The sequence below is a fragment of the Streptomyces chrestomyceticus JCM 4735 genome (genome assembly GCF_003865135.1).
Lineage (GTDB): Bacteria > Actinomycetota > Actinomycetes > Streptomycetales > Streptomycetaceae > Streptomyces > Streptomyces chrestomyceticus.
Map to the genome: position 1 here is coordinate 3,002,380 of NZ_BHZC01000001.1, position 25,925 is coordinate 3,028,304.

The following is a 25,925-nucleotide window of genomic DNA, read 5'->3' on the forward strand; positions in this document are numbered from 1 at the left end:
ATTCGATAGGATCGTGCCATGCAGCCTCATCGTGTGGTGGTCCTGGCCCTGGACGGCGTCTACCCCTTCGAACTCGGCATCCCGGCCCGGGTGTTCCACGCCGCCGACGGCCGGTACGAGGTGCTGACCTGCTCGGCCGACGGCGGCCCGGTGCGCAGCGGCGCCGACTTCTCGGTCCTGGTGGAGCACGGCCCCGAGATCCTGCGCACCGCCGACACCGTGGTGATCCCGTCCATCGCCCCGGACCACGTCCCCACCGAGCTGTCCGGGCCGGTACGGGCCGCACTGGCGACGATCCGGCCCGGTACGCGTCTGGTGTCCATCTGCACCGGCGCGTACGTGCTGGCCGCCGCCGGGCTGCTGGACGGCCGCCCGGCCACCACCCACTGGCAGCTCAGCGAGCACTTCCGCCGCCTGTATCCGCAGGTCAGGGTCACCCCCGACGTGCTCTTCGTGGACGACGGGGACGTCCTCACCTCGTCCGGCGCCGCGTCCGGCATCGACGTCTGCCTGCACATCGTGCGTGCCGACCACGGCGGCGCGGTCGCCAACCACGCGGCCCGCGCCTGCGTCATGCCGCCGTTCCGCGAGGGCGGTCAGGCCCAGTACGTCGAGCAGCCGGTGCCCGCGCCGACCGCGACCGGCACCGCGGCCACCCAGCAGTGGGCCCTGGAGCACCTGGACGAGCCGCTGACGCTGGCCCGGCTGGCGCAGCACGCCGGGATGAGCCTGCGCACCTTCAACCGCCGCTTCCGCGACGAGACCGGCCTCAGCCCCGGCCGGTGGCTCATCCAGCAGCGTCTGCTGCGCGCCCGCCAGCTCCTGGAGACCAGCGACCTGCCGGTGGACCTGGTCGCCGGCCGGGTCGGCTTCGCCGGGGGCGCGTCCCTGCGCCAGCATCTGCACGCCGCCATCGGTGTCTCGCCGCAGGCGTACCGGCGCACGTTCCGGGCACCGCGCGCGGCCGAACAGGAGAAGGCGGCGGTCCCGGCGGGCTGATTCCGGCCGCCGCGCACCCCGGGGCGGCTGTACGGAGCCGTGCGGCCGGTCTAGCTTCGGCCCGTACGGAGACGTACGCCCGAGAGGGGACACCGCCATGGCATTCGGTTTCGTCGCCTTCCACTATCCGGCCCCCGAGCACGTCGAGGAGTTCGTCGGCCAGTGCCACCAGGTCGCCGAGGCAGCACGGTCGCAGCCGGGCTTCCTGTCCGTCGGGGTCTGGGTCACGCCGGACGGCGAGGCCGTCGTCACCACCGGCGCCTTCGCGTCCGAGGAAGACTTCCGCGCGGCGGCCGAGGTGGGCCGTGAGCTGGGCGCGACGCCCGAGGGTCTGAGCGACCTGGAGGTCAGGCCCCGCCAGGTCCACTTCCTGCTGTCCCGCTGAAGGGGATGCTGAACGGACCGATGAACGGACCGGCCGGGGCACCGCACGGCGTCCGTGCGGAGCCCCGGCCGCGTACGGACGAGCGGCCGGCCCTCAGCGCATCAGGACCCCGGCCTCCTCCCCCGTCGCCTCCGACGGCACCGCCAGCAGGCCCATCTCGGCGGCGGTGGCCAGCAGCCGGTGGGCCGGCAGGACGCGGACCGTGTAGCCGAAGGAGCCGGTGCGGTCGAGGGCGAGCGGGCCCTCGTAGAGCCAGCGGCCCTCCAGGTCGGGGCCGCCGGTCGGTTTGAGCGGTACGGTCGTGGCGTCCGTGATCCGGTCGGACTCGTCCACCCGGCCCGAGACGACCTGGACCTCCACGTCGTCCGGGGCGAGGTCGCCGAGGGCGACGCGGACCCGCAGCGCCAGGGTCGCGCCCAGTTCGGCGCTGCCGTTGGGCGGGGCGCCCGGCACCCCGGCGGGCTCCGCGCGGTCCACCACCAGGGCGCCGGTCTCCACGTGGTCCACCGCGACCTGCGGCCACGCGGCCCGTACCCGGGTCTTCCAGGCGGCCAGTTCGGTCGCGGCCTGCGGGGTCAGCGCGCGCTGGGAGCGGGCGGCGGGCGCGTACAGCCGCTCCACGTACTCACGCACCATGCGGCCCGCCAGCACCTTCGGCCCCAGATTGACCAGCGTCTGCCGGACCATCTCGACCCAGCGCTGCGGGACACCGGCCTCGTCGCGGTCGTAGAAGCGCGGCGCGACCCGTTGCTCCAGCAGCTCGTACAGGGCGTTGGCCTCCAGTTCGTCGCGCCGGTTCTCGTCGGTGGCGTGGCCGTCGGCGGTCGGGATGGACCAGCCGAAGTCCGGCTCGTACCACTCGTCCCACCAGCCGTCCAGGACGGAGAGGTTCAGACAGCCGTTGAGCGCCGCCTTCATGCCGGAGGTGCCGCACGCCTCCAGCGGGCGCAGCGGGTTGTTCAGCCAGACGTCGCAGCCGGGGTAGAGCTTCTGCGCCATGGCCATGCCGTAGTCGGGCAGGAAGACCAGCCGCTGCCGTACGCGCGGGTCGTCGGCGAAGCGGACCAGTTCCTGTACGAGGCGCTTGCCGCCGTCGTCCGCCGGGTGGGCCTTGCCCGCCACCACGATCTGGACGGGCCGCTCGGGGTGCAGCAGCAGGTCCATCAGGCGGTCGCGGTCGCGCAGCATCAGGGTGAGCCGCTTGTAGGAGGGCACCCGGCGGGCGAACCCGATGGTGAGCACCTCCGGGTCCAGCACGCCGTCGATCCAGCCCAGTTCGGCGGCTCCGGCGCCGCGCTGCCGCCAGGAGACGTGCAGGCGCCGCCGCACCTCCTCGACGAGCTGTTCGCGCAGGCCCCGCCGCAGGTCCCAGACGTCCGCGTCCGGGATGTCGGCCACCGCCGACCAGCGGCGGGAGTCGCCGACGGACAGCGCGTCCTCGGTCCGGCCGGCCCCGATCTGGCGGGCGCCGAGCCGGAAGACCTCGGGCGCCACCCAGGTGGGCGCGTGGACGCCGTTGGTGACCGACGTGATCGGTACGTCCTCCGGGTCGAATCCCGGCCAGAGCCCGGCGAACATCTCGCGGCTGACGCGGCCGTGCAGGGTGGAGACGCCGTTGGCGCGCTGGGCCAGCCGCAGGCCCATCACCGCCATGTTGAAGCAGTTGGGCTCGCCGCCGGGGTAGGTCTCCAGACCGAGTGCGAGGATGCGCTCGACGTCGATGCCGGGCAGCTCCGCCGCCTCGCCGAAGTGGCGGGCGACCAGTTCGCGGTCGAAGCGGTCGATGCCCGCGGGGACGGGGGTGTGGGTGGTGAAGACCGTACCGGCGCGTACGGTCTCCAGCGCGCCGTCGAAATCCAGCCCGACCGGTCCGCCCGCCTCGCCGGGGCCGCCCTCGCGGCCGGCGTCCGCCAGCTCGCGGATGCGTTCCAGGCCGAGGAAGCCCGCGTGTCCCTCGTTCGTGTGGAACACCTCGGGCGCGGCGTGGCCGGTGAGCCGGCAGTACGTCCGTACGGCCCGCACCCCGCCGATCCCCAGCAGCATCTCCTGCAACAGGCGGTGCTCGCTCCCCCCGCCGTAGAGCCGGTCGGTCACGTCCCGCTCGCCCGGCCCGTTCTCCTCCACGTCGGAGTCCAGGAGCAGCAGCGGCACCCGCCCGACCCGCGCCACCCAGACGACCGACCGCAGCCGCCGCCCACCGGGCAGCGCGAGGGCCACCTGGGCGGGCGACCCGTCGGCCTCCCGCAGCAGGTCCAGCGGCAGCTCGTTGGGGTCGAGCACCGGGTAGTGCTCCTGCTGCCAGCCCTCGCGGGAGAGCGACTGGCGGAAGTAGCCGTGCCGGTAGAGCAGGCCCACCCCGATGAGCGGTACGCCGAGGTCGCTGGCGGCCTTGAGGTGGTCGCCGGCGAGGATGCCGAGGCCGCCGGAGTACTGCGGCAGCGCGGCGGTGATGCCGAACTCGGGCGAGAAGTAGGCGACGGCCTCGGGCAGCCGGCCGTCCCGGCCGCCCTGCTGGGCGCCCTGGTACCAGCGCTGCCCGGAGAGGTAGTCCTGGAGGTCGTCGGCGGCCGCGCCGAGCCGGCGCAGGAATCTGCGGTCCCCGGCCAGCTCCGCGAGCCGCTCGGCGGAGACGGTGCTCAGCAGCCGTACGGGGTCCAGCCCCGCCCGGCGCCGGCCGGCGGGGGCTATGGCGTGGAACAGTTCGCGGGTCTCAGGGTGCCAGGACCAGCGCAGATTGCGCGCCAGGTCGCTGAGGGGTCGCAGGGGCTCCGGGAGGACGGGGCGCACGGTGAACCGACGAATGGCCTTCACGCTACGACGGTAGCGGCGCACCGCCGTCCGATTCGCCCGGTAGCCCGGAATCCGGTCGGATCCGGACGCCAACTGCCATGATCGGTACGCCTCTTGGGGCGTCACCCGTTCGGCCGAGCCGGTCACCCGAAGGGCGCCTTCCGGCCACCCGGGAGCGCGGCCCGGGACACCAGGACGGCGGAACGCGGCCCGCCCCATCCCCGCTCCCCCGCCGCCCCGCGCGGCCGATATGGCCGGTTCCCCACCCCCGTGCACTCTTGTTCGAGACCGCACCGGGCGAAAGGCTGCCGGTGACGCCGCCGGCCCGGGTGCGGCACCCGGCCCTCCCACCCGCGACTCCGGCGGCCACGGCCCGAGTTGAGGAGGGGATCGGGACGCACGCCACGCATATGCACCGGGAATCCGGCGGACGGCATGTTCCAACTGGCGTTCGAAATCGGCCTGTTCGCGCCGGGTGTGGACATCACGTCGGCGTGGAACCCGGGAGACACTGCGGTGCGGGCTCCCTCCGGCGCATCCCCGGCCGCACCGCACGCAGCCCGCACAGTTGCGCTCCATCTGCCGCCCCACCGGCGGACCGGACCGAAGGAGGTGCGGAGCACGCCGGCCGCCGCGGCGGCCAGGCATCGGAACACCGTTGCGGGCCCCGGCCCGCCGACCGCGTCGTCGCAGGTCAGCACCGGACGGTGAGTGCGGAGCGGCACCACCCCGTAATACCTCGCACGGCGTTCGGGCGGGTTGAGGGCCGGGCCCCGGGGAGCGTGCGCGCCGCCGCACGTACCTGTCCGGAGCCCCGGTCATATTCCGTTCCGCGGTTACGTGCCGGTAGTGCGCGGACGGCCCGATTGCCCGCCCGCGCGCCACGGGAAGGCTTGTGCGGTACCGCTCTTGCGCCCCGGCGCGCCGCACGGCTTCCCACCCCCGCCCCCATCCGCCAACCGAGTGAAAGCGGACAGGAGAGCCCATGCCCGCAGCCCGTCCCTCCGTCACAAAAACGATAGAAAGGACAGAATCCGGTAACACCTCCCAACCTTCAGGTGACCCCATGATCGGCCGCATCCCCGTGCTGGACCTCCACCCGCTGATCGACTGCGGCCGTCGCCCGGCGAAAGCGGTGGTCGGCGAGACCTTCCAGATCTCGGCCACCGTCTTCCGTGAGGGCCATGACGCGGTCGCCGCCAACGTCGTCCTGCGCGACCCCCTGGGCCGTCCCGGCCCCTGGACGCCGATGCGCGAACTGGCGCCCGGTACGGACCGCTGGGGTGCCGAGGTCACCCCGGACGTGGAGGGCCGGTGGACGTACGGCGTCGAGGGCTGGTCGGACCCGGTCGGCACCTGGCGCCACCACGCCGGCATCAAGATCCCGGCCGGCCTCGACACCGAACTGGTCCTCGCCGAGGGCGCCGCGCTGCACGAACGCGCCGCCGAGGGGGTGCCCAAGAGAGACGGCCGGGAAGCGGTGCTGGCCGCGGCGGACGCCCTGCGCGACCCGCAGTTGCCCGCCGCCACCCGGCTCGCCGCCGCGCTCACCCCCGAGGTCACCGCCGCGCTCGCCCGCCACCCGCTGCGCGAACTGGTCACCGCCTCGCGGACGCTGCCGCTGCTGGTCGAGCGCCGCCGGGCCCTGTTCGGGTCGTGGTACGAGCTGTTCCCCCGGTCGGAGGGCGCGGTGGTGCGCAAGGGCGCGCCCGCGGTCAGCGGCACGTTCCGGACGGCCGCCGAACGGCTGCCGGCGGTCGCGGCCATGGGGTTCGACGTGGTGTACCTGCCGCCCGTGCACCCCATCGGCACCTCCTACCGCAAGGGCCCCAACAACGCGCTCTCCGCGGGCCCGCACGACGTGGGGTCGCCGTGGGCCATCGGCTCGCCCGAGGGCGGGCACGACGCGCTCCACCCGGACCTCGGCACCTTCGAGGACTTCGCGCACTTCGTCCGCACGGCGCACGACCTGCGCATGGAGGTGGCGCTGGACTTCGCCCTCCAGTGCTCGCCGGACCACCCCTGGGTCACCGAGCATCCCGAGTGGTTCCACCACCGCGCGGACGGCTCCATCGCCTACGCCGAGAACCCGCCGAAGAAGTACCAGGACATCTACCCGCTCGCGTTCGACGCGGACCTGAACGGCCTGGTGCGGGAGACGGAACGGCTGCTGCGCTTCTGGATGGAGCGCGGGGTGCGCATCTTCCGGGTCGACAATCCGCACACCAAGCCGGTGCTCTTCTGGGAGCGGGTCATCGCGGACGTCAACCGCACCGATCCGGACGTCGTCTTCCTGGCCGAGGCGTTCACCCGGCCTGCGATGATGCGCACGCTGGCACAGATCGGGTTCCAGCAGTCGTACACCTATTTCACCTGGCGCAACGGCAAGCACGAGCTGACCGAGTACCTCACCGAGCTGTCGCGGGAAACGTCCTCGTACATGCGGCCGAATTTCTTCGTCAATACGCCGGACATCCTGCACGCCTATCTGCAGGACGGCGGGCGGCCCGCGTTCGAGGTGCGGGCCGTACTGGCCGCGACCCTCTCCCCGGCGTGGGGTGTCTACGCCGGATTCGAGCTGTGCGAGTCGACACCGGTACGAAGTGGCAGCGAAGAGTACCTGGATTCCGAGAAGTACCAACTCAAGCCCCGGGACTGGGAGACAGCGGCGCGTGAGGGACGTACGATCGCTCCTCTCATCACCACGCTGAACCGCTTGCGACGCCGCCACCCGGCACTCCAGCAGCTACGCGACCTTCATTTCCACCGTGTCGACAACGACGCCGTCCTCGCCTATTCCAAACGGGCCGGGAACGGCGCCGGGGCCGACACGGTGCTCACGGTCGTCAACCTCGACCCGCACCACACCCACGAGGCGACGGTGTCGTTGGACATGCCGGAACTCGGCCTCGATTGGCACGATTCCGTCCCGGTGCGCGACGAGCTCACCGGCGAGACCTACCACTGGGGCAGGGACAACTATGTGCGCCTCGACCCGGGCCGCGCTCCGGCACCCGCGCACCTGTTCTCCCTGCGACCGTCCTCACCGATCGGAGGGTCACCCAATTGATCGTCAACGAGCCCGTCCCCGACAAGTTCGAGGACACGCCGGCCAAGGACCGCGATCCCGACTGGTTCAAACGGGCCGTCTTCTACGAGGTCCTGGTGCGTTCCTTCCAGGACAGCAACGGTGACGGCATCGGCGACCTCAAGGGCATCACGGCCAAACTGGACTATCTCCAGTGGCTGGGCGTGGACTGCCTGTGGCTGCCACCGTTCTTCAAGTCGCCGCTGCGGGACGGCGGTTACGACGTGTCGGACTACACGGCCGTGCTCCCGGAATTCGGTGACCTGGCCGACTTCGTGGAGTTCGTGGACGCCGCGCACCAGCGCGGGATGCGGGTGATCATCGACTTCGTCATGAACCACACCAGCGACCAGCACCCGTGGTTCCAGGAGTCCCGCACCGACCCGGACGGCCCGTACGGCGATTACTACGTCTGGGCCGACGACGACAAGCAGTACCAGGACGCGCGCATCATCTTCGTCGACACCGAGGCGTCCAACTGGACCTTCGACCCGGTGCGCAAACAGTACTTCTGGCACCGCTTCTTCTCCCACCAGCCGGACCTGAACTACGAGAACCCGGCCGTGCAGGAGGAGATGCTCTCCGCCCTGCGCTTCTGGCTCGACCTGGGCATCGACGGGTTCCGGCTGGACGCGGTCCCGTACCTGTACGCCGAGGAGGGCACCAACTGCGAGAACCTGCCCGCCTCGCACTCCTTCCTCAAGCACGTACGGGCGGAGATCGACGCACATTACCCCGACACCGTGCTGCTGGCCGAGGCCAACCAGTGGCCGGAGGACGTCGTCGACTATTTCGGGGACTACTCCAAGGGCGGGGACGAATGCCACATGGCGTTCCATTTCCCGGTCATGCCGCGCATCTTCATGGCGGTCCGCCGGGAATCGCGCTACCCGGTCTCGGAAATCCTGGCCAAGACCCCGGAGATCCCGGCCAACTGCCAGTGGGGCATCTTCCTGCGCAACCACGACGAGCTGACGCTCGAAATGGTCACGGACGAAGAGCGTGACTATATGTACGCGGAATATGCCAAGGACCCGCGCATGCGGGCCAATATCGGCATCCGCCGCCGACTGGCCCCGCTGCTCGACAACGACCGCAACCAGATCGAACTCTTCACCGCCCTGCTGCTGTCCCTGCCGGGCTCGCCGATCCTGTATTACGGCGACGAGATCGGCATGGGTGACAACATCTGGCTCGGCGACCGGGACGCGGTCCGCACCCCGATGCAGTGGACGCCCGACCGGAACGCCGGTTTCTCCTCCTGCGACCCCGGCCGGCTCTTCCTGCCGACCATCATGGACCCGGTCTACGGCTATCAGGTCACCAACGTCGAGGCGTCGATGTCCTCGCCGTCGTCGCTGCTCCACTGGACCCGGCGCATGATCGAGATCCGGAAGCAGAACCCGGCCTTCGGCCTCGGCACCTACACCGAACTCCCCTCGTCCAACCCCGCGGTACTGGCCTTCCTGCGCGAATACCAGGACGACCTGGTGCTGTGCGTGCACAATTTCTCGCGCTTCGCGCAGCCCACCGAACTGGACCTGCGCACATTCAACGGCCGGCATCCGGTCGAGCTGATCGGCGGCGTCCGTTTCCCGCCCATCGGCGAATGGCCCTATCTGCTGACCCTCGCGGGCCACGGCTTCTATTGGTTCCGGCTGCGGAGGGGGCGGTCTAGCGACCGTACCGGCGCACGTGCAGGGCGGCGGAAAACCGCCGCCCGTATCCGCCCGCGATACGGGTACGGGCGTTTTCCGACCGCCCCCACGGGCAGTCTCCCTACTACCGCACGGGCCGGGTGAGCCAGCGCCGAAACCCCGGTGTCAGGGGTAATCCCCACGGACGCCGCTGCCGTACGGACGATCCTCACCCGACACGTCCCGCACCGCCGCACAGTCAAGGCCGCATTCCGGGACACTCTGCCCTATCTGTCGTGTGCCCGGGGAAAGGACGCGACGCCATGTCGGAGACCGCCTCGACCCGTGCCATCCGCAGTCCGCACGACCGCCTCTCGACCACCGCGCCCGCGCTGTTGTCCTCACTCGTCCCCCTGCTGAGCGAATGGCTGCCGCGGCAGCGGTGGTTCGCCGGCAAAGGGCGGCCGATCACGGGCTTCCATCTGGTGTCGGCGACCGAGTTGCTGCCGTGCGCGGCGGGTGGCGCCACACCGGGGCTGCTGCACCTGCTCGTACGGGCGCAGCAGTCGGCGGCCCCGCCCGGGGCCCCGCAGCCGGTGCCACCGGAGCACCCCGCCGAACCGGCCGCCACGCCGCCCACGGGCCCGGCGGCGAGCGGGGACTGCTACCAGCTTCTGCTCGGCGTGCACAGCGCCCTGCCGCCGCAGCTCGCCCCCGCCGTGATCGGCCGCCCCGCCGGCGGCCCGCTGCACGGGCGCACGGTCTACGACGCCCTGCTGGACAACCGGCTGTGCGCCCTCCTGCTGGAGCGGCTGCGGGTGCCGGGACGGCTCGGCGGCCTGCGGTTCTGCCGGGTGGCCGACAGCACCATCTCCTCCGGGATGCCCGCCCGCCCGATCACCGTCGAACAGACCAACTCCTCGGTCGTCTACGGCGATTCGTACATCCTCAAGGTGTTCCGGCGCACCGCGCCCGGCCTCAACCCCGACCTGGAACTGCCGCTGGCGCTGGCCCGCGCCAAGTGCGGACGGGTCCCGGCGCCCGCCGCGTGGTTCGAGACCGACCCGGAGGCGGGCGACGGCGAGCCGGTGACGCTCGGCGTGCTCCAGCCCTACCTGAGCGGCTCCGCCGACGGCTGGCAGCTTGCCCTGAACGCGCTCGCCGTGCAGGCCGACTTCACCAGCTCCGCGCGGGCCCTCGGGCACGCCACCGCCGAGGTGCACACCGCGCTGGCCGAGACGCTGCCCACCACCGAACTGCGCCGCCCGCAACTCGACGCGGTCGCCGCCCAGATGAACGAGCGGCTGGTGGCCACCGCGCGCGTGGTGCCCGCCCTGCGCCCGTACTGCGCGCGGCTGCGCACCGCCTTCGACGACCTCGCGGCGCTCGGGCACGACGGCCGCGCCTGGTCCGCCCAGCGCATCCACGGCGATCTGCACCTGGGCCAGACGCTGCGGACCGCCGACGAAGGCCGCTGGTCGCTGATCGACTTCGAGGGCGAGCCGTCCCGGCCGCTGGCCGAGCGGCGGCGCCCGCAGCCCGCGGTGCGCGACGTGGCGGCCATGCTGCGCTCGTTCGACTACGCGGCCCGCAGCGGCCCTTCGGGCGGCGACCCGTGGTCGCTGGAGTGGGCCCGGCGCACCCGGGCCGCCTACTGCCTCGGGTACGCGGAGGCCGGCGGGCTCGATCCGCGCTCGGCGCCCGAGCTGATGCGGGCGTACGAGACGGACAAGGCCGTCTACGAAGTGCTCTACGAGGCCCGGCACCGGCCGAACTGGCTGCCCGTACCGATGGCCGCGGTGCGGCGGCTGGCCGGGGCGCCCGCGTCCCGGGGCGCGGCCGGCGCGGACTCCGGGGCCGGCCCGGACCTGGACGGCGCCGATGGGCGCGCATGAAACCGCCGGAGCGGGCCACCCGGAGCGGTACGGAGCACCGGCACCGGCGTGCACGGCCCCGGCCCGTCCCGAGGGCGCGCGCCCGGTGCGCACCAGACCCCTGCCGCATCGCAGGCATCTCAGACAACCCTGATCGCTGACATCTGGCCGAGGAGGCTCCTCTCGTGACCGCCCGTTCGTCGTCCCGCCGCCCATCGCAAGAACCCGCGCCCGCCCGTGGCACGGCCGTCCGGGGCACCTCCCCGGAGGCATCCGCCGGCCGGTCCGGTGTCCCGGCCACCTTCCTGCCGGGGCGTGATGAGCCTGCCGGGTCCGGCGGGGCCGCCTCGCCCGATGCGACCGTCGAGACCACTGATGCCACTGAGGTCGCTGAGGCTGCTGAGCCCGCCCAGACCACTGAGACTGCTGGGACCAGCGAGACCCACCGGTCCAGCGGGGTCACCGAGCGGCCGCCGCACCAGCGTGACCACGGCGAGCCCCTGCCGGAGCGGCCCGACGCCACCCGCCCGGACCGTACGCGGACCGGCAGCGCCCGACCTGGCAGCGCCCGGCCCGCCACCGCGGAACCCAGCACTGCACAGCCCGCCGGCGCGCCGACCGACGGCACACCCCCCGGCCCCGCCCCCGAGCCCAGCGGCGGCAGTCACGGCGTGCGGACCGCGCCGCCGCTCGGCGAGGAGGACCGCGGCCGGCTGCTGGGCGGCGCGCACCACGACCCGCACGGGCTGCTCGGCGCGCACCCGGTGCGCGGCGGCGTGCTCTTCCGCGTGCTGCGGCCGTACGCGAAGGCCGTCACCGTCCTCTCCAAGGGGCTGCGGGCCGATCTGCACGACGAGGGCGACGGCCTGTTCGGCGGGGTGCTGCCGCTGACCGCGGTGCCCGAGTACGAGCTGCTGGTCGCGTACGAGGACAACGTCGTGACCGTGCACGACCCGTACCGCTTCCTGCCCGCCGTCGGCGAACTGGACCTGCACCTGTTCGGCGAGGGCCGCCACGAGGAGCTGTGGCAGGCGATGGGCGCGATGCCCATGGTGCACCAGGAGGTGACCGGCACCCGCTTCACCGTCTGGGCGCCGAACGCCCGGGGTGTGCGCGTGGTCGGCAACTTCAACTTCTGGGACGGCACCGGCTTCCCGATGCGCTCGCTCGGCTCGTCCGGCGTGTGGGAGCTGTTCCTGCCGGGGCTGGGCGAGGGCGAGCTGTACAAGTTCGAGATCACCCGGCCGGACGGCTCGAAGACGCTGCGCGCCGACCCGATGGCCCGCCGTACGGAGTGCCCGCCCGCCAACGCCTCCGTCGTGCACACCTCGCACCACCGGTGGCAGGACGCGGCATGGCTGGAGCGGCGGGCCGAGCGCCCGGTGCACGCGGCGCCGTTCTCCGTCTACGAGGTGCACCTGGCGTCCTGGCGCCCGGGGCTCACGTACCGGCAGCTCGCCCAGCAGTTGCCCGCCTACGTCAAGGACCTGGGCTTCACCCACGTCGAGCTGATGCCGGTCGCCGAGCACCCCTTCGGCGGCTCCTGGGGGTACCAGGTCACCGGCTTCTACGCGCCGACCGCCCGGATGGGCACCCCCGACGACTTCAAGTACCTGGTCGACGCGCTGCACCGGGCCGGGATCGGGGTGCTGATGGACTGGGTGCCGGCGCACTTCCCGCGCGACGCGTGGGCGCTGGCGGAGTTCGACGGGCGGCCGCTGTACGAGCACGAGGACCCGGCGCGGGCCGCGCACCCCGACTGGGGCACGCTGGAGTTCGACTACGGCCGGGCCGAGGTGCGTAACTTCCTGGTGGCCAACGCGGTGTACTGGTGCGAGGAGTTCCACATCGACGGGCTGCGGGTGGACGCGGTCGCCTCGATGCTCTACCTCGACTACTCCCGGGAGAGCGGCGAGTGGACGCCCAACGTGCACGGCGGGCGGGAGAACCTGGACGCGGTGGCCTTCCTCCAGGAGATGAACGCCACCGTCTACCGGCGCTGCCCCGGGGTCGTCACCGTCGCCGAGGAGTCCACCGCCTGGGACGGCGTGACCCGCGCCACCCACCACGTGGGGCCCGGCGGCTTCGGCGGGCTGGGCTTCGGGCTGAAGTGGAACATGGGCTGGATGCACGACTCGCTGGGCTACGTCAGCAAGGAGCCGGTGCACCGCAAGTACCACCACAACGAGATGACGTTCTCGATGGTGTACGCGTACTCGGAGAACTACGTCCTGCCGATCTCGCACGACGAGGTGGTGCACGGCAAGCGCTCCCTGGTCTCCAAGATGCCCGGCGACTGGTGGCAGCAGCGGGCCACCCAGCGGGCGTACCTCGGGTTCATGTGGAGCCATCCGGGCAAACAGCTCCTCTTCATGGGGCAGGAGTTCGCGCAGGGGGCCGAGTGGGCGGAGGGGCACGGCCCCGACTGGTGGCTGCTGGACCCGTCGTACTCCGCCGAGCCCGACCACCGGGGCGTACGGGACCTGGTCCGCGACCTGAACCGCCGCTACACGGACACCCCCGCGCTGTGGGAGCAGGACACCGTGCCGGAGGGCTTCTCCTGGGTCGTCGGCGACGCCAGTGAGGACAACGTCTTCGCCTTCCTGCGGTACGGCACGGACGGCACCCCGCTGCTGGCGATCTCGAACTTCTCGCCGGTGGTGCGGCACGCGTACCCGGTCGGGGTGCCGGCGGACGTGGCGGCGTGGCGGGAGGTCCTGAACACGGACGAGGTGCGGTACGGCGGGAGCGGGGTGGGCAACCCCGATCCGCTGAAGCCCGACGCGTCCGTACCGTGGCACGGGCGGCCGGCGTCGATCACGCCGGTGCTGCCGCCGCTGGCGACGGTCTGGCTGCGGCCGGTGTGAGGCGCTCAGCGGGCCGGGGCGGTGCCCCGGCCCGTGCGCCGGTCAGCCGCCCATGGCCCGTTTCCAGCCGTCCAGGAAGGGCGCCTCGGCCGGGTCGGGGCGGTCGGTCGCGTTCATGACGCGGTGCCAGTACGGGTAGTAGGCGGGCAACTGGGAGAGTTCGGTGAGGCGGGCGGTCTCGGCCTCGGTCAGCCGCAGCTCGGTGGCGGCGAGGTCGTCGCGCAGTTGCTCCTCGTTGCGGGCGCCGATCACCAGGCCGGTGACGCCGGGGCGGCCGAGCAGCCAGGCGAGCACGACCCGCGGGACCGAGGTGCCGTGCGCGTCGGCGATCCCGGCCAGGCACTCGATGATGTCGTAGGCGCGCTCCTTGTCGACCACGTGCGGTTCGGGCCAGTCGGTGCCCTGCCGGGTGGTGGCCGGCACCGGCTGTCCGCGCCGGACCTTGCCGCTGAGCAGCCCCTCCCCCAGCGGGCTCCAGACCAGCGTGCCCAGGCCCTGGTCCAGGGCGGCCGGGAGGATCTCGTACTCGGCCTCGCGGGCCTCGGGCGTGTAGTAGACCTGCTGGGCCACCGGCGCGGTCAGACCGTGCAGCCGCGCCGTGTACAGCGTCTTCATGATCTGCCACCCGTTGAAGTTGGAGAGGCCGACATAGCGGACCTTGCCGTCGGCGACCAGCCGGTCCAGCGCGGTCAGGGTCTCCTCGACGGGCGTCTGGCCGTCCCACTGGTGCAGGTAGAGCAGGTCCAGGTGGTCGGTCTGGAGGCGGCGCAGACTGCGCTCGACCTCGCGCAGAATGCTGTACGCCGACGAGCCGCCCTCGTTGGGCCCGTCGCCGACCTGCATCCGGACCTTCGAGGCGAGCAGGACGTCGTCGCGGCGGCCGCGCAGCGCCTCGCCGGTGATCTCCTCGGCCTGGCCGAAGGAGTACATGTTCGCGGTGTCGATCATGTTCACGCCGGCGTCCAGTGCGATGTCGAACAGCCGGCGGGCCTCGTCCGTACCGAGCCCGCCGATCTGCGCGAACTGTTCGCGCGCGCCCACGTTGAGGGTGCCGAGCACGAGCCGGGACACCTTCAGGCCCGACCGTCCGAGCGTGCGGTATTCCACGGGTCCTCCTCGGTCGACGATGCGGGTGATGCTCCGCGATCAACCGTAGGTGCGGGACCGGTGGGCCGCACGGCAGGCCGGGTGCGGCGTGGCGCGGCCGGCCGGGGCCGTGCGGCGGTCCCTCAGTCCGCGCCCCCGGCCAGCTCCGCGCGCAGCCGGGCCAGGTGCGCCAGCCATTCCTGGCCGCCGTCCGACTCGTCCCACAGCTCGGCCAGCTCGGAGTCCGGCGCGAGCACCCGGTCCAGGGCGTGCACCGCGAGCACGGCGAGTCTGCGCGGCGGCTCGGGGACCGTCAGGTCGGGGGCGTGCGCGGGGTCGGCCGGGGCCGTGCCGTCCGCGCGGGCGGCGGCTATCAGGGCCGCGGCGGCCACGGCCATCTCGCCTTCCGGGGCTTCGAGATAGTCCCGTTCGGCGGCGGCGCTGGACAGCACGCCCCGCAGGGCGCCGAGCCGCCGGTCCTCCGGCATGGCGACCAGATCGTCCAGCAGATCCGCCGCCCCGTCGTTGTCGAACAGCCCCATGCCCCAGGTCCCCATCGGCCTTCGCCCCTCACTCGTCACCACCCACGCGCCCGAACCACCACCGGGCCGATTGCATCGTGGCATCTGCCACTGACAATCGGCCCGGTGGTGCGGTGCGGGACCGCGCGGGCGCGGCTCCGTCACGCAGGGAGTGCGGCTCAGTCGCGCGTGGACGCGCCGCCGCTGCCCGCCGTGACGGGCTCGCGGGTGGCCTCCGGACCGGCTTCCGTACCGGTGCCCGGCTGCTGCGTACGGCGGCGGCGCGGCAGCAGTACGGCGACCAGCACCGTCCCCACGCCGAGCACGACCGCGCCGACCAGGCTGGTGTGCGCCACCGCGTCGGAGAACGCCCCGCGTACCGCGTCCGCGACCGCCTGGGCCTGCTGGATGCCGAGTGTTTGCGCCTTCTCCGGGCCCACCTTGGGCGCGGCACCCTGGGCGACCTGCTTGCCGACCTCCTTGGCGACCGCCAGTCCGGCGCCCACCGAGTCCTGCGCGGTGGACAGGGCGCTGCCGGGCAGCTTCGGGCCGCCGTGCGCCGCCGCCGACGCCGCCGCGTCGGACAGCTTGGAGGAGTAGGCGCTCGCCAGGACGGAGCCGAGGACGGCGATGCCGAGCGAGCCGCCCAGTTCGATGGAGGTGTCGTTGACCGCGCCGCCGACACCGAGCTGGTCCTCGGGGAAGGCGCCCATGATGGCGTCGGTGCACGGCGACAGGGACAGGCCGATGGCCAGGCCGAGCACGATGAGCGGGGCGAGGAAGTCGCCGTACGAGGAACCGGCGTCCACCTGGGTGAGCAGGGCGAGGGCGACCGTGCCGCCCACCATGCCGGTGGTGACGGTGACCTTCATGCCGAGGCGCGGCGTCAGGAAGCCGGTCAGCGCGGCGCCCACGAAGACCGCGCCGGCCAGCGGCAGCATCCGTATACCGGTGTCCAGCGGGGAGTAGCCCAGGACGAACTGGAGGTGCTGGGTGAGGTAGTAGAACGCGCCGAAGACCGCGAGGAAGAAGAGGGCGACGGCGAGGTTGGCGCCGGCGAAGCCGCGGTGGGCGAAGCGGCGTACGTCCAGGACGGGGCGCGGGTGGCGCAGCTCCCAGACGACGAACAGGACCAGGCCGACCCCTGCGGCGATCGCGGCGCCGACGGCGCGGGCGTCCCAGCCGAAGTGCGGGCCCTGGATGAGCATGTAGATCAGCGAGCCGACCCAGACGACGGACAGCAGGCCGCCGACGTAGTCGAGGCGGTCGCTGTGGCCCGCCTTGGACGCCGGGACGACCAGCAGCGCGCCGATGATGCCGAGTGCCGCGACCGGCACGTTGATCAGGAAGGACGAGGACCAGCCGTGGTCCTCCAGCAGCGCGCCGGCGACGAGCGGGCCGACGGCGATGGCCAGTCCGGCGGTCGCGGTCCAGATGGTGATGGCGAGCGCGCGTTCGCGGCGCGGGAAGGTGGCGGCCAGCAGGGACAGCGTCGCGGGCATGATCATGGCCGCGCCCACGCCCATCACGGCACGCGCCGCGATGACGCCGCCGGAGCTGTCCACCAGGGCGCCCGCGACCGAACCGCCCGCGAAGACCAGCAGGCCGAGGACGAGGGCACCGCGGCGGCTGTACTTGTCGCCGACCGCGCCGAGCATCAGCATCAGCGCGGCGTACGGGACGGTGTAGGCGTCGATGACCCACTGCAGGTCGGAGCTGCTCAGGCCCAGGTCGGCGGTCATGTCGGGGGCCGCGACGGTGAGCGAGGTGTTCGCCATCACGATGATCAGCAGGCTCAGGCACAGCACGCCCAGGGCCCACCAGCGTTTCGTGTAGGGCCGGTCCGTTTCGTGGACCGGCCGGGTCTGCGGAGAAGGCACCCGATTCACCCCTGACTCTGAAGAACGTTCTCGGTGGCGTGCGCGTACCCGCGCACGACTTGCACACGCATGTGCAATTACACAGTGGTGTGCAATTTACGTCGCTGCACACCCATGTGCAAAATGAGGGAGGAGCGGGACCGTGACCGCACGCGTCCGCCGACCGAGGAGCCGCAGCGCCATGACCGCACTCACCAGCCGCGCCCACGCCAACCGCCGCCGGATCATGGACATCGCACTGGCCGAACTGCTGCGGCACCCGGACGCGACCATGGACCAGATCGCGCGGGCCGCGGGCGTGGTGCGGCGCACCGTCTACGGGCACTTCCCCAGCCGGGAGGCGCTGATCACCGCGCTGACGGACGCCGCCGTGGACGATGTGACGACCGCCTTCGCCGACGGCACGGCCGACCCGTCCGAGCCCGCCGACGTGGCGCTGGCGCGGGCCACCCTCGCCGCGTGGGAGTGCGCCGACCGCTACCGGCTGCTGGTCTCGCTCGCCCAGTGCAGCGTCACGGACGCCGGTATCCGGGCCCGTCTGGAGCCCGTACGGCGCCGGGCGACCACCATCCTGGAGCGCGGCCTGGAAGCGGGCCTGTTCCACTCCCCGCTCACCCCGGGCGCACTGGCCCACGTCCACGAACACATGCTGTTCGGCCTGATGCAGGCGGTGAACGACGGCGACCTGGACGCCGAGGCCGCCGGGCACGCGGCGGCGGAGACGGTGCTGGCGGCGTCGGGGGTGCCGGGCGAGCGGGCGGCCGAGGCGGTACGGGTGGCAGAGGGGACGAGGGTGCCGGACGCGGCTGCGTCATCGGCCGCGACGGGCTGACGAAAGGGCGTCCGGGCACGCGAAAGGGCCCCGGCGGGCGCGCACCCGCCGAGGCCCCGGTTCCGGGTCTCAGACCTTCGCCGGCTCCTTCGCCACCTCGGCCCCCGGCTCCTCCGCCCCGTGTCCGTCCGGGCTCAGGGTCCGCTCGTCGAACGGGAGACGGCCGCCGAGCACCTCGCCGACCCGGGACTTGTCGATCTCCTTGGTCCAGGTGCCGACCAGGACGGTGGCCACCGCGTTGCCCGCGAAGTTGGTCAGGGCGCGGGCCTCGCTCATGAAGCGGTCGATGCCGACGATCAGGCCGACGCCGTCGACCAGTTCCGGGCGGTGCGACTGGAGGCCGCCGGCCAGCGTCGCCAGCCCGGCGCCCGTCACACCCGCCGCGCCCTTGGACGCGATGATCATGAAGACGAGCAGCGAGACCTGCTGGCCGATGGAGAGCGGGCTGCCCATCGCCTCGGCGATGAACAGTGAGGACATCGTCAGGTAGATCGCGGTGCCGTCGAGGTTGAAGCTGTAGCCGGTCGGCACGGTGATGCCGACGACCGGCTTGCTGACGCCCAGGTGCTCCATCTTCGCGATCAGCCGCGGCAGCGCGGACTCGGAGGACGAGGTGGACAGGATCAGCAGGAACTCCCGGCCCAGGTACTTCAGCAGGGCGAAGATGTTCACCCCGGCGATCAGACGCAGCAGCGTACCGAGGACGACGATCACGAACAGCAGACAGGTCACGTAGAAGCCGACCATGATGACGGCCAGCGACTTCAGCGCGTCCACGCCGGTCGCGCCGACCACCGCGGCCATCGCGCCGAACGCGCCCACCGGCGCGGCCCACATGATCATGGACAGCACGCGGAAGACCAGGCGCTGGACGTGCCCGATGCCGCGCAGCACGGGCTCGCCGGAGGCGCCCATCGCCTGCAGGCCGAAGCCGACCAGCAGCGCCACCAGCAGCGTCTGGAGCACCTGGCCGTGGGTGAGCGCGGAGACCAGCGTCTCCGGGATGATGCCGAGCAGGAAGTCCGTGGTCGACTCGGCGCCGCCCTTGGTCTGGGCCTGGCCCGCGTGCCGCAGCGACTCGGTCAGGTGCAGGCCGGAGCCCGGCTCCAGGATGTTGCCGACCACCAGGCCGATGGCCAGCGCGACCGTGGACATCACCATGAAGTAGCCCAGTGCCAGACCGCCGACCGCGCCGACCTTGGCGGCCTTGCGGACCGAGCCGACGCCCAGCACGATCGTGCAGAAGATCACCGGCGAGATCATCATCTTGATCAGGTTCACGAAGCCGGTGCCCAGCGGCTTCAGCCCGACGGCGAAGCCGGGGGCCGCGAAGCCCACGGCGATGCCGGCGAGCACGGCGACGATCACGGCGATGTAGAGGTAATGCGTCCGGTCCCGCTTCTGCTGCTGCGGTGCGGTCTCCTCGGTCGTCCCCCCGGGCGGTGGGGTCTGTGCGGCCACGGCTGACTCCTCGGTCTTCGGTCCTGCGCCGGTCTGCGGCTCTGCAACCCGTACCCGGCCCGTGTCGTGCCGGGTACGCGGCCCGTACGCAGAACAGTCCCGGTGACTATGCACGCCGTTGTGGCGCCCGTCACCCTTGTGTGCATTTCGTTCACGCGTCAAGGAACGGGCAGACTGTCGGCCATGCCATGTTCCCGACGGGGGGATCAGCCGCGCAGCGCGCGCCCAGCACCTGGTGCGACGGGCGCGCGCCGCCCGCGCGTCCGGTGGCCGCGCAGTCTGGCGGGGCAGCTCTTCGCCGTGCAGGTGGTGCTGGTCGGCGTGGTGGTGGCGGGGTACGCCGCATTCGCGTACGTCAGCGCCGGACGGCAGGCCGAGGAGACCGCGCGGCGGCAGACGACGGCGGTGGCCGCCGCGGTCGCCGACGCTCCGGCGGTGGCGCGCGCGGTGCGCTCGGCCGACCCCACCGCGGAACTCCAGCCGTACACCGAGCGGCTGCGCAGGGACGCCGGGGTCGACTTCATCGTGGTCATGGACCCGGCGGGCAAGCGGTGGACGCACCCCGAGCCGTCCGCCATCGGCCGCACCTACCTGGGCCGCACCGAGGAGGCACGGGCCGGCCGGACCTACGCCGAGACGCACCGGGGCCGGCTCGGCCCGTCCGTACGGGTGATCACGCCGGTGCGGGACCGGGAGCACGGCGGCCGTGTCGTCGCCCTGGTCAGCTCCGGCATCACCGTCGAGGCGATCAGCGACGGGCTGCGCCGGGAGGTGACGGCGCTGGCCGCCGTCGCGGCCGGGGCGCTCGCGCTGGGCGGACTCGGCACGTACCTCGTCAACGCGCGGCTGCGCCGGCACACCCACGGCATGAACGCCGCCGAGATCGGCCGCCTGCACGACTACCACGAGGCGGCGCTGCACGCGGTGCGCGAGGGGCTGCTGATGCTGGACGGGGAGCGGCGGGTGGCGCTCCTCAACGACGGGGCGCGCGAACTCCTCGGCCTGCGCGGCGACCCCGTCGGGCGGCCCGTCACCGCCCTCGGCCTGCCCGCGCCGCTCACCGACACCCTCCTCTCCCCCGCCCCGCACACGGACGAACTGCACCTCACCGACGACCGGGTGCTGGTCGTCAACACCTCGCCGGTCTCCGGCGGCGAGCGGCGCGGCACCGTCGTCACCCTGCGCGACCACACCGAACTCCAGGCGCTCTCCGGCGAGCTGGACTCCGTACGCGGCGTCACCCGGGCGCTGCGCTCGCAGGCGCACGAGGCCGCCAACCGGCTGCACACCGTCGTCTCGCTGGTCGAGCTGGGCCGTACGGACGAGGCCGTGGAGTTCGCCACCGCCGAACTGGAGCTGGCCCAGGCCCTGACCGACCAGGTCGTCGGCGCGGTCGCCGAACCCGTCCTCGCCGCCCTCCTCCTCGGCAAGGCCGCCCAGGCCAATGAGCACGGCGTCGAGCTGGAGCTGACCGCCGACAGCCGGATCGACGACGGTGTCCTGCCGTCGTCCCTGCCGCCGCGCGACCTGGTCACGGTCCTCGGCAACCTCCTGGACAACGCGATCGAGGCGGCGCCGGAGGGCGCCCGGGTACGGGTCACCGCGCTGGCCGACGGCGGGGAACTGCTGCTGCGCGTGGCGGACAACGGCGGCGGCGTACGGGGAGCGGCGGACGCCGAGGACGTGTTCCGGTGGGGGTGGAGCACCAAGGGCGGCGCGGACCGCGGGCTGGGGCTGGCGCTCGTACGCCAGGCCGTGCGGCGGCACGGCGGGACGGTACGGGTGGGCGAGGCGCCCGAGGGCGGCGCGGAGTTCACGGTGCGCCTGCCGCTGCGGGCCCCGGCCGGGGCGGACGCCGCCGGATGACCGGGCCACAGTCCGAAGCCGCGCCGCCCCTGCGGGTGCTCGTCGTCGAGGACGACCCGGTGGCGGCGGACGCCCATGCCCTGTATGTGGGCCGGGTGCCGGGGTTCGCCGTGTCCGGGACAGTGCGTTCCGTCGCCGGGGCCCGGCGGCACCTGGACCGGCACCGCGTCGATCTGATCCTGCTGGACCTCTTCCTGCCGGACGGGCACGGCCTGGCGTTCGTCCGGTCGCTGCGGGCGGCCGGGTACGGCGCCGACGTCATCGCCGTCACCTCGGCGCGTGATCTGGCCGTCGTCCGGGAGGGGGTCTCGCTCGGCGTCGTGCAGTACGTGCTCAAGCCGTTCACGTTCGCCACCCTGCGCGACCGGCTGCTGCGGTACGCCGCCTTCCGCGCGGCCGCCGGCGAGGCCAGCGGGCAGGACGAGGTGGACCGGGCCCTCGCGGCCCTGCGCGCGCCGCAGCCCGCCGCGCTGCCCAAGGGGCTGACCGCGGCGACCCTGCGCCTGGTGACCGACGCGCTGCGCGCCGCCCCCGGCGGCCTCGGCGCCACCGCGGCCGCCGAGCAGATCGGCATCTCCCGTATCACCGCCCGCCGTTACCTCGAACATCTCGTCGACACGGGCCGGGCCGCCCGCGCCCCGCAGTACGGCCAGGTGGGCCGTCCCGAATTGCGGTACCGCTGGATGGGGCATTGACCTCCCTTTATCCCTGACTTAGGGTCACCGGGCAGCCTGCCGTGGCTAGTTGGAGGTCGTGCCGTGCGCCGCACCGCTCCGATGACCCTGCTCACCGCCGCCGTGCTGGCCGCCGGCACGCTCACCGCCTGCGGCGGCGGCTCGGGGGGCGACAAGAACACCGTCGAGGTCGCGTTCATCAAGGACACCAACAACAAGGTGCGGGTCCGGGACGACTACATCGAGACGGTGGCCCGCGCGTTCGAGAAGGCCCACCCGGGCAAGAAGGTCAAGCTGATCCCGATCCAGGCGTCCGAGAACGACTACTACGCCAAGATCCAGCAGATGATGCGCTCCCCGAAGACCGCCCCCGACCTGGTCTACGAGGACACCTTCCTGATCAACTCGGACATCACCGCCGGACTGCTGCGCCCGCTGGACGACCACCTCGCCGGGTGGGCGGACTGGAAGCAGTTCGAACCCGCCGCGAAGGCCGCCGCGCGGGCGCAGGACGGCAAGACGTACGGCGTACCGGACGGCACCGACACCCGCGGCCTGTGGTTCAACAAGAACATCTTCAAGAAGGCCGGACTGCCGCAGGACTGGCGGCCGAAGACCTGGGACGAGGTGCTGGCGGCGGCCCGCACCGTCAAGCGCGAGGTCCCCGGCGTCATCCCGCTGAACGTCTACACCGGCAAGGGCGCGGGCGAGGCCGCCGTGATGCAGGGCTTCGAGATGCTGCTGTACGGCACCGGCAAGGACCCGCTCTACGACCCGGCGGCGAAGAAGTGGGTCACCGGGAGCAAGGGCTTCCGGGACAGTCTGGAGTTCATCCGCACCGTGTACGCGGAGAAGCTCGGCCCCGACGTGTCCGACGCGCTGAGCCCCAACATCCAGACCAACGTCGCCACCGAGCTGATGCCCGAGGAGAAGCTCGCGATCAACCTGGACGGCTCGTGGCTGGGCCAGCAGTGGCAGCCGAAGGGTGGCGGCAAGCCGTGGCCCGAGTGGCCGTCGGTGCTGGGCCGGACGGCGTTCCCCACCCAGGGCGGCGCGGCGCCCGGCCGGGTCAGCCTGGCGGGCGGCTGGACCTGGTCCGTACCGCGCCAGGCGCAACAGCCCGACCTGGCCTGGAAGCTGATCGAGACGTTCCAGACGCAGCACAACGCGCTGGAGTGGTGTGTGCGCGGCGCCCAGATCGCCGTACGCAAGGACGTGGCGGCGGACCCCGCGTACCTGAAGTCCATCCCCGGCATCGACTTCTTCACCGACCTGGTGAAGGTGAGCCACTACCGTCCGGCGCTGCCGGTCTACCCCAAGGTCTCGGCGGCGATCGGCGAGGCGATGGAGGCGGTCACCTCCGGTGACGCGACGCCGCGGAAAGCAGCCGCTGACTACGACGAGCAACTGAAGTCCATCGTGGACGGACAGGTCGTCGCCAAGCCATGAGCCGGGCCGCCACGACGACCACCGCGTACGGCACGACGGGGCCCGGCGCCCGGTCCCGCCGTACGGCCCTGCTGCGCTGGTCGCCGCTCGCCCCCGCTACCCTCCTGCTGCTGCTCTTCCTCGCCGGGCCCATCGGCTACTGCGTCTACATCGCCTTCACCGACATGCAGTTGACCGGCCAGGAGTCCGCCTCCTTCGTGGGCCTGGACAACTTCCGGCACGCCTTCGGCGACCCCGCGTTCCTGAACGCCGTCGTCCTGACGCTGGTCTTCACCCTGATCTCGTCGATCCTGGGCCAGAACACCCTCGGCCTGGCGCTCGCCGCCCTGATGCAGCGCGCCTCCCGGGCCGTCCGCACGCTCACCGGCGCGGTGGTCATCACCGCCTGGGTGCTGCCGGAGATCGTCGCGGGCTTTCTGCTCTACACGTTCTTCGAACGGCGCGGCACGCTCAACGCGATCCTGGACTGGCTGCACCTGCCGTCGCAGAACTGGCTGTTCACGCTGCCGATCCTGGCCGTGTCGTTCGCCAACGTCTGGCGCGGCACGGCCTTCTCGATGCTGATCTACTCGGCCGCGCTCTCCGAGATCCCCCAGGAGGTCACCGAGTCCGCCGAGGTGGACGGGGCGAGCGGCCGGCAGCGGCTGTGGCACGTGACGCTGCCGATGATCCGCCGCTCCATCGGCACCAACCTGATGCTCAACACCCTCCAGACCCTCTCCGTCTTCGGGCTGATCTGGGCCATGACCCGCGGCGGGCCCGGCAGCCGCAGCCAGACGCTGCCGGTGTTCATGTACGACCAGGCGTTCCTGAAGTCGCTGATCGGGTACGGCACCGCCGTCGCCCTGCTGCTGCTCGTGGTGGGCGCCCTCTTCTCCGTCGTCTACCTGCGTCTGCTGCGCGAGGAGGTGTGACGCGGTTGCCCGCCTCCCGCGCCAGGCCCCTGCTGACCCGCCGCACCCGGCGCCGCCTCGCCGCCGACGCGGCGCTGCTCGCCGTGACCGCCGCCTTCGCCGTACCGCTCGCCTGGCTGGTGCTCTCCTCGCTGGACACCGGGGCGACGCTGCGGGTCCGCGTGCCGGGGTCGCCGTCGCTGGACAACTTCTCGGCGGTCCTGACGGACGAGATCACCTTCACGCCGATGCGCAACAGCCTGGTGCTGTGCGGCAGCGCCACCGCCCTGACGGTCGCCTGCGCGGCGCTGGCGGCCTATCCGCTGTCCCGCTACCGCTCCCGGTTCAGCCGCCCGTACCTGCTGACCGTCCTGTTCGCCACCTGCCTGCCCATCACCGCCGTCATGGTCCCGGTGTACGCGCTGTTCGTGCGGGTCAACCTGATCGACACGGTGTACGGCACCGCGCTGTTCCTCGCCGCCTCCCAGCTCCCGTTCGCCATCTGGCTGATGAAGAACTTCATGGACGGCATCCCGAGGGCCCTGGAAGAGGCCGCCTGGACCGACGGCGCGTCCTGGTTCCAGACGCTGTGGCGGGTGATCCTGCCGCTGATGGGGCCGGGCGTCACGGTCGTGACCGTCTACACCTTCGCCATCATGTGGGGCAATTTCTTCGTCCCGTTCCTGCTTCTGCTGTCCCCCGAGGAACTGCCCGCCTCCGTCAGCATCTTCACCTTCTTCGGCAACTACGGCGCCATCGCCTTCGGCCAGCTCGCGGCGTTCTCGATCCTGTACTCGACGCCGGTCGTCCTGCTGTACGTGCTGATCTCGCGCCGGCTGGGCGGCGGGTTCACGCTGGGCGGCGCGGTGAAGGGCTGACGCACCCCCTTCCGGAGGAGGAACCGTGAGACCAGGTCCCACCGCAGTGCTCCGCTCCCTGGCCGCCCTGGCCACCGCCGCGTCGGCCGTCCTGGCCGCCGCGCCGCCCGCCGGTGCCGGCCCGTCCCGTACGGCCGTCGCGACGGCGGTCCGCGGCGGCAACGTCCTGTACAGCGCGTCCGGCCGCTGCACCGTCGGTTTCAACGCCACCAAGGGCGGCCACTATTACGCGATCATGGAGGGCCGGTGCGTGGGCGGCGCCCAGGACTGGTACGCCGACGCGGCCCGTACGGTCCACGTCGGCGTCACCGAGGCCGTGCGCTTCCCGGGTGGGGACTACGCCCTGGTCCGCTACACCAACCCGGCCGTCTCCTCCCCCGGCGAGGTCGATCTCGGCGGCGGCCGGTACCTCGACATCACCGGCGCCGCCCGGCCCGTCGTCGGCCAGTCGGTGTGCCTGCCCGGCTCCGCGACCGGTCAGCACTGCGGGCGGGTGGACGCCGTGAACGTCAGCGTGACGTACCCGGAGGGCACCGTGTCCGGGCTCGTCCGGACGTCGGCGTGCACCGAGCCGGGTACGGCTGCGGGCCGCCCCGCCGTCTCCGGCAGCGCCGCCGTCGGCCTCGCCGTGGGCGGCAGCGGCAATTGCACCTCGGGCGGCACCACCTACCTCCAGCCGGTCGTCCCGGTGCTCCAGGCGTACGGCCTCACCCTCCACTGACGGGCCCTCGCACCGCCGGGCCCC

At 72.6% G+C, this 25,925-nt stretch carries 18 protein-coding genes; 13 read left to right on the forward strand and 5 right to left on the reverse strand.

What is annotated here, in order from left to right; all coding sequences use genetic code 11:
* Positions 1-18: 18 nt before the first annotated feature.
* Together EJG53_RS12325 and EJG53_RS12330 are read left to right on the forward strand one after the other, a co-directional pair.
* A complete protein-coding gene (locus EJG53_RS12325; protein WP_125044884.1) occupies positions 19-999 on the forward strand; it encodes a GlxA family transcriptional regulator in 981 nt (326 codons plus the stop codon).
* A 97-nt stretch (positions 1,000-1,096) separates the two neighbouring features.
* Positions 1,097-1,384, forward strand: a complete 288-nt coding sequence (locus tag EJG53_RS12330) for an antibiotic biosynthesis monooxygenase family protein (RefSeq protein WP_125044885.1) — start codon at positions 1,097-1,099, stop codon at positions 1,382-1,384.
* Positions 1,385-1,477: 93 nt separating this feature from the next.
* Here the strand turns inward: EJG53_RS12330 and glgP are convergent, their stop codons facing one another.
* Entirely contained in the window at positions 1,478-4,195 is a 2,718-nt protein-coding gene (gene glgP, locus EJG53_RS12335) for an alpha-glucan family phosphorylase (RefSeq protein ID WP_125044886.1), read from the reverse strand.
* A 1,045-nt stretch (positions 4,196-5,240) separates the two neighbouring features.
* On the opposite strand from glgP, the gene EJG53_RS12340 reads away from it, so the two are divergent.
* The 4 genes from EJG53_RS12340 to glgB all read left to right on the forward strand — a co-directional run bounded on the left by EJG53_RS12340 (position 5,241) and on the right by glgB (position 13,640).
* A complete protein-coding gene (locus EJG53_RS12340; protein ID WP_125044887.1) occupies positions 5,241-7,244 on the forward strand; it encodes an alpha-1,4-glucan--maltose-1-phosphate maltosyltransferase in 2,004 nt (667 codons plus the stop codon).
* A complete protein-coding gene (gene treS / locus EJG53_RS12345) occupies positions 7,241-9,064 on the forward strand; it encodes a maltose alpha-D-glucosyltransferase (RefSeq protein ID WP_244955112.1) in 1,824 nt (607 codons plus the stop codon). The genes EJG53_RS12340 and treS overlap by 4 nt, the downstream gene beginning before the upstream one ends.
* Before the next feature lie 158 nt (positions 9,065-9,222).
* Positions 9,223-10,794, forward strand: coding sequence for a maltokinase N-terminal cap-like domain-containing protein (locus EJG53_RS12350; protein ID WP_125044888.1), 1,572 nt, complete (start codon positions 9,223-9,225; stop codon positions 10,792-10,794).
* A gap of 164 nt (positions 10,795-10,958) precedes the next feature.
* Complete coding sequence (gene glgB, locus EJG53_RS12355; RefSeq protein ID WP_371858677.1) at positions 10,959-13,640, forward strand: 1,4-alpha-glucan branching enzyme; 2,682 nt, start codon at positions 10,959-10,961, stop codon at positions 13,638-13,640.
* A gap of 42 nt (positions 13,641-13,682) precedes the next feature.
* Here the strand turns inward: glgB and EJG53_RS12360 are convergent, their stop codons facing one another.
* The 3 genes from EJG53_RS12360 to EJG53_RS12370 form a co-directional block, all read right to left on the reverse strand.
* Positions 13,683-14,747, reverse strand: coding sequence for an aldo/keto reductase (locus EJG53_RS12360; protein ID WP_125044889.1), 1,065 nt, complete (start codon positions 14,745-14,747; stop codon positions 13,683-13,685).
* Between the two features lie 122 nt (positions 14,748-14,869).
* Positions 14,870-15,283, reverse strand: a complete 414-nt coding sequence (locus tag EJG53_RS12365; RefSeq protein WP_125044890.1) for a DUF4259 domain-containing protein — start codon at positions 15,281-15,283, stop codon at positions 14,870-14,872.
* Positions 15,284-15,426: 143 nt separating this feature from the next.
* Complete coding sequence (locus tag EJG53_RS12370; RefSeq protein WP_125044891.1) at positions 15,427-17,127, reverse strand: MFS transporter; 1,701 nt, start codon at positions 17,125-17,127, stop codon at positions 15,427-15,429.
* Between the two features lie 181 nt (positions 17,128-17,308).
* Between EJG53_RS12370 and EJG53_RS12375 the strand changes: the two genes are divergently transcribed.
* Positions 17,309-17,959 carry a TetR/AcrR family transcriptional regulator gene (locus tag EJG53_RS12375; RefSeq protein ID WP_125044892.1) on the forward strand — a complete coding sequence of 217 codons (651 nt, stop codon included), beginning with the start codon at positions 17,309-17,311 and terminating at the stop codon, positions 17,957-17,959.
* 69 nt (positions 17,960-18,028) lie between these two features.
* Here the strand turns inward: EJG53_RS12375 and EJG53_RS12380 are convergent, their stop codons facing one another.
* Entirely contained in the window at positions 18,029-19,420 is a 1,392-nt protein-coding gene (locus tag EJG53_RS12380) for a cation:dicarboxylate symporter family transporter (protein ID WP_125044893.1), read from the reverse strand.
* A gap of 183 nt (positions 19,421-19,603) precedes the next feature.
* On the opposite strand from EJG53_RS12380, the gene EJG53_RS12385 reads away from it, so the two are divergent.
* The 6 genes from EJG53_RS12385 (at position 19,604) to EJG53_RS12410 (ending at position 25,901) form a co-directional block, all read left to right on the forward strand.
* Positions 19,604-21,286, forward strand: a complete 1,683-nt coding sequence (locus EJG53_RS12385; RefSeq protein WP_125044894.1) for a sensor histidine kinase — start codon at positions 19,604-19,606, stop codon at positions 21,284-21,286.
* On the forward strand, positions 21,283-21,981 hold the full coding sequence (locus tag EJG53_RS12390; protein ID WP_031011054.1) for a response regulator: 699 nt from the start codon (positions 21,283-21,285) through the stop codon (positions 21,979-21,981). The genes EJG53_RS12385 and EJG53_RS12390 overlap by 4 nt, the downstream gene beginning before the upstream one ends.
* Positions 21,982-22,044: 63 nt before the next feature.
* Positions 22,045-23,409: an extracellular solute-binding protein gene (locus EJG53_RS12395; RefSeq protein WP_125044895.1), complete on the forward strand. Its 1,365-nt coding sequence runs from the start codon at positions 22,045-22,047 to the stop codon at positions 23,407-23,409.
* A complete protein-coding gene (locus EJG53_RS12400; RefSeq protein ID WP_125044896.1) occupies positions 23,406-24,323 on the forward strand; it encodes a carbohydrate ABC transporter permease in 918 nt (305 codons plus the stop codon). The genes EJG53_RS12395 and EJG53_RS12400 overlap by 4 nt, the downstream gene beginning before the upstream one ends.
* The gene (locus EJG53_RS12405) at positions 24,320-25,180 is read left to right on the forward strand and encodes a carbohydrate ABC transporter permease (protein ID WP_371858678.1); all 861 of its coding nucleotides are present in this window, start codon (positions 24,320-24,322) and stop codon (positions 25,178-25,180) included. The genes EJG53_RS12400 and EJG53_RS12405 overlap by 4 nt, the downstream gene beginning before the upstream one ends.
* 25 nt (positions 25,181-25,205) lie before the next feature.
* The gene (locus EJG53_RS12410; RefSeq protein WP_125044897.1) at positions 25,206-25,901 is read left to right on the forward strand and encodes a S1 family peptidase; all 696 of its coding nucleotides are present in this window, start codon (positions 25,206-25,208) and stop codon (positions 25,899-25,901) included.
* The last annotated feature ends 24 nt before the right edge of the window (positions 25,902-25,925 follow it).